At 64.7% G+C, this 12,947-nt stretch carries 12 protein-coding genes and 1 pseudogene; 10 read left to right on the forward strand and 3 right to left on the reverse strand.

Translation table 11 applies throughout. The features are described 5' to 3' along the window. Positions 1–41 precede the first annotated feature (41 nt). The 7 genes and pseudogenes from ACRYLT_RS01535 to mmsB form a co-directional block, all read left to right on the forward strand. The gene (locus ACRYLT_RS01535; RefSeq protein WP_482662349.1) at positions 42–1,538 is read left to right on the forward strand and encodes a CoA-acylating methylmalonate-semialdehyde dehydrogenase; all 1,497 of its coding nucleotides are present in this window, start codon (positions 42–44) and stop codon (positions 1,536–1,538) included. 2 nt (positions 1,539–1,540) lie between these two features. Continuing rightward, the gene (locus ACRYLT_RS01540) at positions 1,541–2,056 is read left to right on the forward strand and encodes a hypothetical protein (RefSeq protein WP_482662350.1); all 516 of its coding nucleotides are present in this window, start codon (positions 1,541–1,543) and stop codon (positions 2,054–2,056) included. Further along, positions 2,053–3,195: an acyl-CoA dehydrogenase family protein gene (locus tag ACRYLT_RS01545; protein WP_482662351.1), complete on the forward strand. Its 1,143-nt coding sequence runs from the start codon at positions 2,053–2,055 to the stop codon at positions 3,193–3,195. Before ACRYLT_RS01540 ends, ACRYLT_RS01545 begins: the two co-directional genes overlap by 4 nt. 20 nt (positions 3,196–3,215) lie before the next feature. Continuing rightward, a complete protein-coding gene (locus ACRYLT_RS01550; protein ID WP_482665374.1) occupies positions 3,216–4,277 on the forward strand; it encodes an enoyl-CoA hydratase/isomerase family protein in 1,062 nt (353 codons plus the stop codon). Next, complete coding sequence (locus ACRYLT_RS01555) at positions 4,274–6,058, forward strand: alpha/beta fold hydrolase (RefSeq protein WP_482662352.1); 1,785 nt, start codon at positions 4,274–4,276, stop codon at positions 6,056–6,058. The genes ACRYLT_RS01550 and ACRYLT_RS01555 overlap by 4 nt, the downstream gene beginning before the upstream one ends. 15 nt (positions 6,059–6,073) lie before the next feature. Further along, positions 6,074–6,847 carry an enoyl-CoA hydratase gene (locus ACRYLT_RS01560; protein ID WP_482662353.1) on the forward strand — a complete coding sequence of 258 codons (774 nt, stop codon included), beginning with the start codon at positions 6,074–6,076 and terminating at the stop codon, positions 6,845–6,847. Further along, positions 6,840–7,793 (forward strand): annotated as a pseudogene (gene mmsB / locus ACRYLT_RS01565) (3-hydroxyisobutyrate dehydrogenase); the annotation flags it as partial. The gene ACRYLT_RS01560 and the pseudogene mmsB, both read left to right, overlap by 8 nt. 24 nt (positions 7,794–7,817) lie before the next feature. Here the strand turns inward: mmsB and ACRYLT_RS01570 are convergent. After that, positions 7,818–9,284: a glycerol kinase gene (locus ACRYLT_RS01570; RefSeq protein ID WP_482662354.1), complete on the reverse strand. Its 1,467-nt coding sequence runs from the start codon at positions 9,282–9,284 to the stop codon at positions 7,818–7,820. A gap of 28 nt (positions 9,285–9,312) precedes the next feature. Here ACRYLT_RS01570 and glpD point away from each other — a divergent pair, with 28 nt between their 5' ends. Then, complete coding sequence (gene glpD, locus ACRYLT_RS01575; RefSeq protein ID WP_482662355.1) at positions 9,313–10,746, forward strand: glycerol-3-phosphate dehydrogenase; 1,434 nt, start codon at positions 9,313–9,315, stop codon at positions 10,744–10,746. 6 nt (positions 10,747–10,752) lie between these two features. Here glpD and ACRYLT_RS01580 read toward each other — a convergent pair whose 3' ends face one another. Continuing rightward, the gene (locus ACRYLT_RS01580; RefSeq protein WP_482662356.1) at positions 10,753–10,887 is read right to left on the reverse strand and encodes a hypothetical protein; all 135 of its coding nucleotides are present in this window, start codon (positions 10,885–10,887) and stop codon (positions 10,753–10,755) included. 68 nt (positions 10,888–10,955) lie between these two features. Between ACRYLT_RS01580 and ACRYLT_RS01585 the strand changes: the two genes are divergently transcribed. After that, on the forward strand, positions 10,956–11,366 hold the full coding sequence (locus ACRYLT_RS01585; RefSeq protein WP_482662357.1) for a hypothetical protein: 411 nt from the start codon (positions 10,956–10,958) through the stop codon (positions 11,364–11,366). 7 nt (positions 11,367–11,373) lie between these two features. Next, complete coding sequence (locus tag ACRYLT_RS01590; protein WP_482662358.1) at positions 11,374–11,856, forward strand: hypothetical protein; 483 nt, start codon at positions 11,374–11,376, stop codon at positions 11,854–11,856. Here ACRYLT_RS01590 and ACRYLT_RS01595 read toward each other — a convergent pair. After that, positions 11,853–12,860, reverse strand: coding sequence for an SDR family oxidoreductase (locus ACRYLT_RS01595; RefSeq protein ID WP_482662359.1), 1,008 nt, complete (start codon positions 12,858–12,860; stop codon positions 11,853–11,855). The two genes, ACRYLT_RS01590 and ACRYLT_RS01595, sit on opposite strands and share 4 nt — an antisense overlap. Positions 12,861–12,947: the final 87 nt, after the last annotated feature.

A 12,947-nucleotide genomic window follows, 5' to 3' on the forward strand; every position in this document is an offset into this window, starting at 1 on the left:
CGAAGCGATACGACGACAACTGATCCTCAAGGGCTGCTTTCATGCGTAACATCGACCATTTCATCGGCGGCGCCGCTCATTCGTCCGGCGAGCGCCAGGGCGACATCTTCGACCCGAACAATGGCGGCGTTCAGGCGCGCGTCCGATTCGGCACCGCGGCCGATCTCGAGCAGGCGGTTGCCGTGGCCCGCAACGCCTTTCCGGCCTGGGCGGCGACCAACCCGCAGCGGCGGGCACGGGTCATGTTCAAGTTCAAGGAACTGGTCGAAAAGAATATGGAGGATCTCGCGCTCCTCCTCTCCTCCGAGCACGGCAAGGTGATCGCCGATGCCAAAGGCGACATCCAGCGGGGCCTCGAAGTGATCGAGTTCGCCTGCGGAATCCCTCATGCGCTCAAGGGAGAATATACCCAGGGCGCCGGCCCCGGCATCGACGTCTATTCGATGCGCCAGCCGCTCGGCGTCGTTGCGGGCATCACTCCGTTCAACTTCCCGGCGATGATCCCGATGTGGATGTTCGGAGTCGCGATCGCCTGCGGCAACGCCTTCATCCTGAAGCCTTCGGAGCGGGACCCCTCGGTCCCGGTGCGGCTCGCCGAACTGATGAAGGAAGCCGGGCTTCCGGACGGCATCCTCAACGTCGTTCACGGCGACAAGGAAATGGTCGACGCCATCATCGACCATGACGAGATCAAGGCGATCAGCTTCGTCGGCTCGTCGGACATCGCCCAGTACATCTACAGCCGCGGCACCGCGAACGGCAAAAGAGTGCAGGCGTTCGGCGGCGCCAAGAATCACGGCATCGTCATGCCGGACGCCGATCTCGACCAGGTGGTGAACGACCTGACCGGCGCTGCCTTTGGCTCGGCCGGCGAGCGCTGCATGGCCCTGCCGGTTGTCGTTCCGGTCGGTGAAAGGACCGCGAACGAACTTCGCGAAGCTCTGATTCCCGCCATCGAGAAGCTCCGGGTCGGAGTCTCGACCGACGCCGAAGCGCATTATGGGCCGGTGATCAACGCCGCCCACAAGCAGCGGATCGAAAGCTACATCCAGATGTGCGCCGATGAAGGCGGCGAGCTCGTCATCGACGGTCGCGGCTTCTCGCTGCAGGGTCATGAGGAAGGCTTCTTCATCGGTCCGACCTTCTTCGATCATGTGAAGCCGCATTTCCGCTCCTATCAGGAGGAGATTTTCGGACCCGTCCTGCAGATGGTCCGGGCCGACAGCTTCGAGGAAGCGCTTCGCCTTCCTTCGGACCATCAATATGGCAATGGCGTTGCCATCTTCACCCGCAACGGCCATGCCGCGCGCGAGTTCGCGGCTCGAGTCAATGTCGGCATGGTCGGGATCAACGTGCCGATCCCGGTGCCGGTCGCCTACCACACGTTCGGCGGCTGGAAGCGGAGCGGCTTCGGCGACATCGACCAGCACGGGCCGGAGGGCGTTCGCTTCTGGACGAAGTCCAAGAAGATCACTCAGCGCTGGCCCGATGGCAGCGTGACCGGCGAAAATGCCTTCGTCATTCCAACGATGGGATAAAGATGAGGACGGAGATCGTCCGCGTTGCCCTGCTCGCGAGCTTCGCCCTTACGGCCACGGCTCAGGCGAGCGTTCCGCCAAGCGGATGGCAGCCGCCGCGCTGGAAGGGTCCGGGCCTGCTCTGCGCTTCAGCCTTCACTCTCCGGCTGAACGATGGCGAGCATGCCACCCAAGGCTATCCAAGCGTCGGGGAGATCCGGTTCGCCGTGACCGGCGGCGAGTCTTCGTTCGAGGTCGTCGAAGACTGGTATTCCCGTCCTCATGATGACCGGCAGTCGGTCCGCACCCTTTCAGGTGGCAACCTTTATCTGCTCAGGATGGATCGCAACGAGAATAGTCCCGCCTTCCTCTTCGTTCCGAATGCAGAAGGGCTGCCGTTCACGCTGAACTTCACCAGCCAAGGTGGGGAAGCAGCCGCGCTTGAGCGGGTGCTTCCCCGTCTGGCCTTCGCTCATCCCGAACGCGAGGGATGTCTGGAACAAGAGCCGGAAGCCGATCCGGCCACGGAGCAGAAATGAGCCAGTTCGACCTGACCGAGGAGCAGCGCCAGATCCAGGAGATGGCGCGCCAGTTCACCGAAGCCGAGATCAGCCCCCATGCGGCGGAGTGGGACGAGAAGCACATCTTCCCGCGCGAGACCATCCGCAAGGCGGCGGAACTGGGCTTCGGCAGCATCTACGTCTCGGAGGAGAGCGGCGGGATCGGGCTCGGCCGATTGGAAGCCGCGCTCATCATGGAAGCCATGGCCTATGGCTGTCCTTCGACTTCTGCGTTCATCTCGATCCACAACATGGCGAGCTGGATGATCGACCGGTTCGGGTCGGCGCGGGTGAAGGAGAAATATCTCCCGTCGATGGTGACCATGGAGCGGATGGGCTCCTATTGCCTGACCGAACCAGGTTCCGGCTCCGACGCGGCCGCCTTGAAGACTCGGGCAGTGAAGGACGGCGAGCATTATGTTGTCACCGGGTCCAAGGCTTTCATTTCGGGCGGCGGCGAGAACGAGCTTTACGTCACCATGGTCCGGACGGGTCAGGAAGGGCCGAAAGGCATCTCCTGCCTCGTCATCGAAAAGGACATGCCCGGGGTCAGCTTCGGCGCCCAGGAGCGCAAGCTCGGCTGGCATTCGCAGCCGACCGCCCAGGTGAATTTCGACGAGGTTCGAGTACCTGCGGAAAACCTCGTCGGCGGCGAGGGCGAGGGCTTTCGGATCGCGATGATGGGCCTGGATGGGGGGCGGCTCAACATCGGCGCCTGCAGCCTGGGCGGGGCCCAGCGCTGCCTCGACGAGGCGGTCCGCTACACCAAGGAAAGGAAGCAGTTCGGGCAACCGATCGCCGACTTCCAGAATACCCAGTTCATGCTGGCGGACATGGAAACGGAGCTGCAGGCCGCCCGGATGCTGCTCTACGCCGCCGCAGTGAAGGTGACGGAGAATGCGCCGGACAAGACCCGGTTCGCGGCCATGGCCAAGCGACTCGCGACGGACACCGGCTCCTCGGTGGTGGACTGTGCGCTCCAGCTTCATGGCGGCTACGGCTATCTGATGGACTATCCGATCGAGCGCTTCTGGCGCGACCTGCGTGTCCACTCGATCCTCGAAGGCACCAACCAGGTGATGCGCGTGATCGTCGGCCGGGATCTGATCCGGCAGTGACGGAGGACGCGACGGCGGCGATGACCCAGACGGTCATCTCTCGGGTCGAGGGCTCGGCCGGACGCTTGAGCCTCAACCGACCGAAGACGATTCACGCCCTGGACCTCGACATGGTGCTGGCGATGACCGCCTCGCTGATCGAATGGCTGTACGAGCCGCGCGTGGAGGCGGTCCTGATCGACCATGCCGAGGGCCGGGGATTCTGCGCCGGCGGCGACGTGGTCACGATCGCGAAGAGCGCGAAGGGCACCGGCGCCGCCGCTCGGACCTTCTTCTTCAACGAATATCGCCTGAACCACCTGCTGTTCACCTATCCGAAGCCGACCGTCGCCTTCATGGATGGGGTGACAATGGGCGGCGGAGTCGGAATCTCGCGCCCCTGCCGCTACCGGGTCGCGACCGATCGCACCCTCTTCGCCATGCCGGAAACCTCGATCGGCCTGTTTCCCGACGTGGGCGGCGGCTGGCATCTGTCCCGACTGCTCGGACGACTGCCCCAGTTCCTGGCGCTGACCGGCGCGCGGCTGGACGGCGCGGAATGTTTCGCTCTGGGTCTTGCCACGCACTATGTTCGCCACGAAGATCTCGATCAGCTGAAGGCGGATATCGCCCGCGATCCTTATCGAATCGAAGCCCTGCTCGCCCACGCCCAGGCGGCGCCGCCGCCGGCCCGGATCAAGGAGAATCGGGATCGCATCTTCCGTCTGTTCCGGGCCGACACGCTCGAGGGGGTCCTTGCGGACCTCGAGGCGGACGGATCGGAGTGGGCGCTCAAGGAACTCGAGAGCCTCCGGCGCAAATCGCCGACCGCCTGCAAGGTCTCGCTTCGATTGCTCGAAAAGAGCGCGGCCCTTCGCGACTTCGCGGGCGAGATGGAAATGGAATATGGACTGGTCAGCCGGGTCTCCGCGCATCCCGACTTTGCCGAGGGCGTTCGCGCCTTGCTGGTCGACAAGGACAATTCTCCCCGTTGGCAGCCTGACCGGCCGGAGGCGGTGAGCGAGGAGATGGTGGAAGCGATGTTCGCGCCACTGCCGCCCGATGAGGCCTGGTCGCCGCTGCCGCTCGCGAGGAACGAATGACCGACAGCCGAGTCTTCAAGCTGCCCGAAAAGGCTCCCGATCCCGCGGAGCTTGCCGAAGCCTGGAGCCGGGTCGTCGAGAATGCGCTCCAGGCGATGCGATCGGCGGCGAATGTCCCTTCCAGCGTCTCCTACGACCCCAGCGCCCCGGCGCGCGCCTTCGCCGATTTCACCATGCAGATGTGGACCGATCCTGCCGGCGTGCTCCAGGCGAGCCAGAAGGCGGCGGCAGAGTGGATGGAGTTGTGGAGCCGTACCGCGCGAAAGGCAGCCGGCGGCGAGATCGAGCCGCTCGTCGCGCCGGACCGCGGGGACAGGCGGTTCAGCGACCCGGCCTGGTCCGAAGAGCCGCTGTTCGATTATTTGAAGCAGGCCTATCTGCTGGCCAGCCGCCAGGCCACCGAGCTGGTCGAACAGGCGGAAGGCGTCGACGAGGCGACCCGGACTCGAGCGCTCTTCTTCACCCAGGCCTATCTGAGCGCCCTGTCGCCGGCCAACTTCGCCTTCACCAATCCGGAAGCGATCCGAAAGGCGATCGACACCGGATCGATCAGCCTTCTTTCCGGCCTGGCGAACCTTCTCGCCGATGCCGCCACCGAAGCCAAGCTTCCGCAGCGGCGTACGGGTTCCGAATTCGAACTGGGCCGGGATATCGCCGCCACGCCGGGGAGCGTCGTCTATCAGAACGCGCTGATGCAGCTCATCCAATATGCGCCGACGACAGAGACGGTATACAGGCGTCCGCTTCTCTACGTGCCGCCGCTGGTGAACAAATATTATCTGCTGGACCTTCAGCCCAGATCAAGCCTGATCCGGTGGCTGGTCGAGCAGGGTCATACCGTCTTCGTCATCTCCTGGGTCAATCCCGGGCCGGAGCTCGCCGACAAGGGCTTGGCCGACTATCTCGAACTCGGGCCGATAGCCGCGCTCGACGCGATCGAAGCGGCAACAGGAGAGCACGAGGTCGACGCTTTCGGCTTCTGCATGGGCGGGACCCTGGTCGGGATCCTCGCCGCCCTGCTCGCTGCCCGCGGCCAATCCGAGCGTCTCGCTTCCGCGACGACCATTGGCGCCCTGTTCGACTTCTCGCGCCTGGGCCAGTGGGCGACCTTCGCCGAGCCGGAGCAGCTCAGGGCGATGGAGCGTCACCTCGACGCCCGCGGGATCATGACCGCCAGCGAGCTGCAGGCCCTGTTCAGCGTCGTTCGCGCCAACGACCTGATCTGGTCCTCCGTGGTGAGCCATTATCTGCTCGACCGGGAAGCCCCGCCTTCGGACATTCTCCACTGGTTCGCCGACGGCGCCCATATCCCCAGAGCGTTCCTGCTCGACTGGGTCAGCGAGATCCTCAAATCGAACAAACTGACCATGAGCGGTGCCCTCCAGGTCGGCGGGGAATCCATCGATCTCGGTGCCGTCGAGACTCCGGTCATGGTGGTTTCGCTCAAGGACGATCATGTCTCCTCCTGGGAAGCGACTTATGACGGTGCCCAGCTGCTGGGAGGGCCTGTCAGGTTCCTGCTCGGCGGGTCCGGCCACAATGCCGGCGTGATCAACCCGCCGTCGGCGAACAAGCATGGTTTCTGGACCAACGAAGCCTTGCCGGCGACCGCCGAAGAATGGATGGCTGGTGCGACCCGGCACGACGGATCCTGGTGGCCGGATTGGCAGGCTTGGCTCGTCCGAGACAAAGTCGATCGGGTCCCCGCCCGAACTCCCGGAAGCGGCAAGCTCAAGGCGATCGAGCCGGCACCCGGAAGCTATGTGCGCGTCCGCGCCTGAAATGAAGAGGTAGTCATGAGTTACGAGAATATCCTGGTCGAGCAACGCGGCGCGGTGACTCTGATGACGCTCAACCGGCCGAAAGCGCTCAACGCCCTCAACAGCCGGGTATTGGCCGAGCTGATCGACGCCTTTGCCGCCTTCGACTCCGACGAGGGCCAGCGCTGTGCCGTCCTGACAGGCAACGACAAGGCCTTCGCCGCCGGCGCCGACATCAAGGAAATGTCGGATCAGGGCTTTGCTTCGATGTATTCGAGCAACTTCTTCGCCGGATGGGAGAAGGTGACCGCGACACGCAAGCCGTGGATTGCGGCCGTCGCCGGCTATGCGCTCGGGGGCGGCTGCGAAGTGGCGATGATGGCCGATTTCATCATCGCCGCCGACACCGCAAAATTCGGGCAACCCGAGATCAAGCTGGGCGTGACCCCCGGAATGGGCGGCTCGCAACGGCTCACCCACGCCATCGGCAAGGCGAAGGCCATGGAGATGTGCCTGACCGGCCGGATGATGGACGCGCAGGAGGCGGAGCGTTCGGGGCTCGTCGCGAAGGTCGTTCCCGCGGACCGATTGCTCGAGGAGGCGTTGTCCACGGCCGAGGCAATCGCGTCGATGGCACCGCTTGCGGCGATCGCCACCAAGGAAATGGTCAACGCCGCCTTCGAGACGGGCCTGTCGCAAGGCATCCTGTTCGAGCGGCGCCTGTTCCACGGCCTGTTCGGAACCGAGGACCAGAAGGAAGGCATGGCCGCTTTCGTCGACAAGCGGCAGGCGGAGTGGAAGGGCAGGTAGAATGGCACGCGTCGCATTCATCGGGCTTGGCAATATGGGCGGCGGAATGGCCGCAAACCTGGCGAAAGCGGGACATGACGTGCGCGCTTTCGACCTTTCGGAGCCGGCGCTCGAACGCGCCAGAGAGCGCGGCTGCCTTCCCGCCGCCTCGGCAGCGGAAGCCGTTCAGGAGGCGGAAGCGGTGGTGACCATGCTCCCAGCCGGCAAGCATGTCCGCGAAGTCTATGAAAGCAGCATTCTCGGCCACGCGCCCTCGACGGCAATCTTGATGGACTGTTCGACGATCGACGTCGCGACTGCCCGCGAAGAGATCGAGAAGGCACGTTCGAAAAGCTATCTGATGGTCGATGCGCCGGTGTCGGGCGGGATCGCCGCGGCGGAAGGCGGCACGCTCACCTTCATGGTCGGCGGCACCGAGGAAGCGTTCAAGCGCGCCGAGCCCTACCTCTCGCTGATGGGCAAGGCCGTGATTCATGCCGGCGGGCCGGGCTCCGGGCAGGCAGCAAAGATCTGCAACAACATGCTGCTCGGCGCGTCGATGATCGCCACCTGCGAGACCTTCGTGCTCGCGCAGAAGCTGGGACTGAATCCGCAGACCTTCTTCGACATCGCCTCCAAGGCTTCCGGCCAATGCTGGTCGATGACCAGCTATTGCCCGGTTCCGGGAGTCGGGCCGGACACCCCTGCTGACCGCGGCTATGACGGCGGTTTCGCAGCGGCCCTGATGCTGAAGGATCTGCGCCTGGCGATGGAGGCGGCGCAAAGCGTCGATGCCTACACTCCGATGGGCGCAGGCGCAGAGGAACTCTATACCCGCTTCGCGGAATCGCTCGGCGGCGCTGGCAAGGATTTTTCCGCAATCATCAAGATGATCGACGACAGCTGGGAAAGACCCGATGGCGCGGATGCGCCGTCTCCGCCGCCCGGGGTCAAGATCGGCCGCTAGCCGATCCGATCGCACCGGGGCGGATCAAGGCTGGTCGGTGACGAGAGCGAGGGCTCGGCGCCATCCTTGGAGCCGCGCCTGGCGCACTTGCGCCGGCATGCTCGGCTCGAAAAGCTCGATTGCACCCCGCATGGCGGATGCTTCATGGAGCGAGCTGAACAGCCCGCAGCCGACGCCGGCTAACATCGCCGCTCCCAATGCCGTCGTTTCGACAAAGGCGGGGCGCTCCACCGCCAGATCGAGCACATCCGCAAGATCCTGGGCGATCCAGTTGTTGGCGACCATGCCGCCATCGACTTTCAGGCGCTCCCACCTGGCTCCATCGCTGGCAAAGGCCGTCATCAGATCGTGGGTCTGATGCGCCTGCGCTTCGAGTGCGGCGCGAACGATATGGGCTCGTCCGGTTGAAAAGCTCAGCCCCGTTATGACCGCCCGCGAATCCGGCCGCCAATGCGGCGCACCGAGACCGCACAGCGCAGGCACGATCTGGACGCCGTCGCTATCCGCCAGGCTTCGGGCGACCCGCTCTGTTTCGCCCGAACTGGCAATCAGGCCGAGATCGTCCCGAAGCCATTTGACGAGGCTCCCGGCGACGAAGATTGATCCTTCCAGTGCATAGGCGGTCTCGCCACTCAGACGCCAGGCGACGGTCGAAAGAAGGCGATGGCGGGAGATCGGCGCATGCTCACCGGTATGGGTCAGGACAAAGGCGCCGGTACCAAAGGTCGCCTTGGTCTCGCCCGGCGCGAGGCAGCCCTGTCCGATCGCCGCTGCCTGCTGGTCTCCGGCCATGCCGCAAATCGGGATCGGGGCGCCGAACAGGGACGTCTTCCCGAACCGCCCCGAACAGTCGACAATCTCCGGAAGAGCGCTCGCCGGAACGTCGAAAAGATCCAGCAGGGCCGAGTCCCACAGACCGGTGCGGATGTCCATCAGCGCCGTTCTCGACGCGTTGGTGGCGTCGGAGACGTGAAGCCCCTCGGTCAGTCGGTAAACGAGCCAGCTTTCGACGGTCCCGATGGCAAGGTCGCTGCCTGCCGCTCGAAGCTGCGGCCATTCGGCCATTGCCCAGGCGATCTTGCTGGCGCTGAAATAGGGGTCGAGCAGCAGCCCGGTCCGCTCCTGAAGGCCAGGCTCGTGCCCTTCCTCCTTCAGCCGAGCGCAGATCTCGGCGGTCCGACGATCCTGCCAGACGATGGCCGGAGCCAGGGCCCGGCCGCTGCTCCGGCTCCAGAAGACCAGAGTTTCGCGCTGGTTGCTGATCCCGATCGCCGCGACTTTATGAGCACCGCCGGCCCGCTGCAGCACCGCTCCGGCACAAGCGAGGCTGCTTTCCCATATCTCCTCCGGATCATGTTCAACCCATCCGGCGCGCGGATAATGCTGGGCAAGCTCGCGCTGCTCGCCGTCGAGACAGGTTCCGTCCGGCGCGAACAGCAGCGCTCGAGTGCTGGTCGTGCCTTCGTCGATAACGAGGATGGTGTCCGCCACGGCGCCTAGGCTAACAGACAAAGCGGCAATGGAAAGCTTCGACCTTCTCGTCGTCGGCGGCGGAATCAACGGCGCGGCCATCGCCCGCGATGCCGCCGGCCGCGGCCTGTCGGTGCTGCTCGTGGAAAAGGACGATCTCGCCGCCCACACGAGTTCCGCTTCGTCGAAGCTCGTCCATGGCGGACTTCGCTATCTTGAGCATCTAGAATTCAGGCTGGTCCGCGAATCACTCCATGAACGCGAGATATTGCTCCGGACGGCGCCTCACCTGGTCCGGCCGCTGCGCTTCGTCCTGCCGGATCCGCCAGGTGGGCGACCGACCTGGTGGGTTCGGCTCGGCCTTCTCACCTACGACCTGCTCGCCGGCCGCAACAGCCTGCCCCGATCGCGAGGCCTCGGCCGCAAGGATCCGGCGCGTATCCCACTCAAGCCGGGCTTCAAGTGCCTCAGTTATTGGGACGCCTGGGTCGACGATTCCCGCCTCGTCGTCCTCAACGCACTCGACGCGGCCGAGCGGGGAGCGGAAATCGCCACCCGCACCGAATTGCTCTCGGCCCGCCGCGAGGAAGGCCGATGGATCGCTCAGCTGTCGGGGAGCCGTCAGGTCGAGGCTGGGATGATCGTCAATGCGGCAGGCCCCTGGGTGGCTGAGGTGCTGAGCGAGCGGCTCGGTGGCTCCGGGCGGAGCGGGGTGCGGCTGGTCAAAGGCAGTCATATCGCCGTTCCTCGACTCTGGGACGGGGAACAGGCCTATATTCTTCAGCAACTGGATGGGCGCATTGTCTTTGCCCTCCCCTTCGGCGATTTCAGCCTGATCGGTACTACCGACATGCCGGTCGAAACGCCCGAAGACTCGAGTCCCTCCTCCGAGGAGGTGGACTATCTGTGCGCCGCGGCGAACCGCTATTTCCGGCGCCCGGTCGAAAAAGCGGACCTGGTCTGGTCCTATGCCGGCATCCGGGCCCTCTTCGACGACGGGGCGGCCAGCGCGAAGGACGTCACCCGCGACTATCGTCTGGAACTCGATCCTTCGCCGGGACCCAGGCTTCTGTCGGTCTTTGGCGGCAAGATCACCACGGCCCGGGCGCTCGCCACGGAAGCCCTCGACCGTCTCGAGGTCGGCGGCTTCAAGTTCACCGCGACCTCGCCGCTCCCTGGCGGGAACATCATGCCCGGGTTCAACCGCTGGCTGGAGGAGATTGGCACCTGGATGCCGGGCCCACTGCTGAACCGATTGGCGCGATCCTATGGCACCCGCCTCGATCGCCTGCTGGACGGGATCGATTCCATGAAGGGCCTCGGCCGCCATTTCGGCGCCGGACTTCATGAAGCCGAGGTCCGATACCTGCGCGATCAGGAATTCGCTCGAACCGCCGAGGACATAATGTGGCGGCGGACGAAATTGGGACTGCACCTGAGCGCGGCGGAGCAGGACGCGCTTCGCCGATATATCGGGGGCTAGGCCGGCCTATGGCCCTTCGTGAAGCGGATCGGTGCCATGCGGCGGCACCTCATCCGCCGCCTTTCGGTTGCGTTCCTGCTCCGCCTCGATTTCCCGCTGGTCTTCGTGCGGCAGATTCTCGTCGGTCCTGTTTCCGTTCATCACTGCGCTCCTCGCTCGACCAACGCCGACAGGCCGGAACGGCTCCGCCGTTCGCCGGTTGAGCCGGCATGCCCAGCGCCCGACAAGCTTTCGAGTCGCGCGGCAGCGGCGACGGCACCACGGGGTGGAAGCTGGACCGCGAGCAGCGCAAGGAACTTCTTCAGCAATTCCCGCCCCGATTCCGGAATGTCGTGGCGGATCATGTGACTCTGGCCACCAGGGCCGCGCGCGACGCACCGCTTCCGGAGGAAACCGAGGGTGAAATAATCGGCCGTGCCGATGACGGCCGCGGAGTTGAAGCTCTGGTGGTGCGGATCGACGGCAGCAGCGACCGGCCCGACGGAAGTACCTTCCACATCACCTGGTCGCTGGAGGAGGGCCGTCAAGCCAAGGAAAGCAATGACGTGCTGCGCGAACAGCCTTGGGAGGTCTTCGATCTGCCGATGCCGGTAAGGCTTCATCCGGCCCGTTGGCCCTAACGGCAATATGGCGCGCCAGCTTTATCTCGACTGTGACGGCGTGCTTGCCGATTTCGAGAAGGGCGCCACCGCGCTGCTCGGAAGTCATCCTCGCGCCTTCGAACGAAAGTACGGGCCCGGCCGCTTCTGGCAGAAGCTTGCCTCAGCGCCCGATTTCTATTTCGGCTTGCCGCTGATGACCGACGCGATGGAACTGTTCGAGGCGGTCAGACACCTTGATCCCATCATCCTCACCGGCCTGCCGCGCGGGAACTGGGCGGCTGACCAGAAAGTGCGCTGGGCCGCCAGATACTTTCCCGGAACGAGGATCATCACCACCATGGCCCGCGACAAGCGCGATCATGCCAAGGCCGGCGACGTTCTCGTCGACGATCAAGTCAAGCACCGCCACCTGTGGGAAGAGGTTGGCGGCATTTTCGTTCATCACAGGAACGCCAGGGAGACGCTGGTGGAGCTTGCAGAATTTTTCCCGCTGAAAGTCGGAGACTAGGCGGTCTCCCGGACTCGGCCTCTGCGCAGCAGAAGCGCGCCCAATCCGACTGCTGCCGCCGCAATGGCCATGGTCGCACCCGGATTGCGCGCGGCTCGGGAATAGAGGCTCGGGCGAATGATGCTGCCCTGGTGATCGCCGCGGACGCGAGCCTCAGCTCGGCCATGATAGAGATTGTCTTCCGGCGTCGCGGGCCGATCGCCAATTTCTGCGGGGAGGAGAAACTTCTCGCTGATCCAGTCGGCCATTCTCGGCGCACGGTTGCCCAGGCTGCTGAACACTCGCGCGGTGCCGCCGACGAAGGCGTCGCGGATCGGCCGCTCGCATGCGCGAAGCACCGTCGCGGCCACTTCCTCGGGCGCATAGACGGGTGGCGGGAGTTTCGGCTCGCGGCCAGTATAATCCTTGGCATGCTGCGGCAACGGCGTTCCGATCGAAGCCGGCTTCACCAGGGTTACCGAGATCGGGGCGCCGTCGGCTTCCAGTTCCATCCTCAAGGCATCGGTGAATCCCTTCACCGCATGTTTGCTGGCCGAATAGATCCCCTGGAGCGGGAAGGCCCGATCCGATTCGACCGACCCGATGTTGATCAGAGCGCCGCCTCTGCCTTTCAGGTGATCGATCGCCACTTCCGATCCGTAGACGGTTCCCCAGAAATTCGTCTCGAACAGCTTTCGCATATCGTCTTCCGAGACCTCGCCGACCTTTCCCCAGATCAGCACCCCGGCATCGTTGATCCAGGAATCGAAGCCGCCGAAGCGATCCTTCGCAGTCGCCGCGATCTTCTCCACATCTTTGCGGTCTCCAACATCGGCAACGACGAACACGGCCTCACCGCCGGCTTGCTTGATCTCGTCGACTGCCTGCGCGAGGGCGTCGCGGCTGCGTGCCGCCAGCACGACGTTCGCACCGCGACGTGCCGCCAATTTCGCTGTTGCCAGGCCGATCCCCGACGAAGCTCCGGTGATGACGATGACCTGTTCAGCGACCGGCTTGAGCATCATGACCCTGTCCTCCTGCGACCGTTCAACACTTCCTCGAGCGGAGGCGTTCCGCCGATGCGGCGAACTCGTGAACATTCCGCAAGGCCG

It is taken from the genome of Sphingosinicella sp. SM1-17 (genome assembly GCF_056821765.1).

What these genes read in the sequence shown, in the direction of transcription:
- ACRYLT_RS01535 (WP_482662349.1), top strand. Translation starts at nt 42, where the DNA reads ATGCGTAACATCGACCATTTCATCGGCGGCGCCGCTCATTCGTCCGGC.
- ACRYLT_RS01540 (WP_482662350.1), top strand. Translation starts at nt 1,541, where the DNA reads ATGAGGACGGAGATCGTCCGCGTTGCCCTGCTCGCGAGCTTCGCCCTT.
- ACRYLT_RS01545 (WP_482662351.1), top strand. Translation starts at nt 2,053, where the DNA reads ATGAGCCAGTTCGACCTGACCGAGGAGCAGCGCCAGATCCAGGAGATG.
- ACRYLT_RS01550 (WP_482665374.1), top strand. Translation starts at nt 3,216, where the DNA reads ATGACCCAGACGGTCATCTCTCGGGTCGAGGGCTCGGCCGGACGCTTG.
- ACRYLT_RS01555 (WP_482662352.1), top strand. Translation starts at nt 4,274, where the DNA reads ATGACCGACAGCCGAGTCTTCAAGCTGCCCGAAAAGGCTCCCGATCCC.
- ACRYLT_RS01560 (WP_482662353.1), top strand. Translation starts at nt 6,074, where the DNA reads ATGAGTTACGAGAATATCCTGGTCGAGCAACGCGGCGCGGTGACTCTG.
- glpD (WP_482662355.1), top strand. Translation starts at nt 9,313, where the DNA reads ATGGAAAGCTTCGACCTTCTCGTCGTCGGCGGCGGAATCAACGGCGCG.
- ACRYLT_RS01580 (WP_482662356.1), bottom strand. Translation starts at nt 10,887, where the DNA reads ATGAACGGAAACAGGACCGACGAGAATCTGCCGCACGAAGACCAGCGG.
- ACRYLT_RS01585 (WP_482662357.1), top strand. Translation starts at nt 10,956, where the DNA reads ATGCCCAGCGCCCGACAAGCTTTCGAGTCGCGCGGCAGCGGCGACGGC.
- ACRYLT_RS01590 (WP_482662358.1), top strand. Translation starts at nt 11,374, where the DNA reads ATGGCGCGCCAGCTTTATCTCGACTGTGACGGCGTGCTTGCCGATTTC.
- ACRYLT_RS01595 (WP_482662359.1), bottom strand. Translation starts at nt 12,860, where the DNA reads ATGATGCTCAAGCCGGTCGCTGAACAGGTCATCGTCATCACCGGAGCT.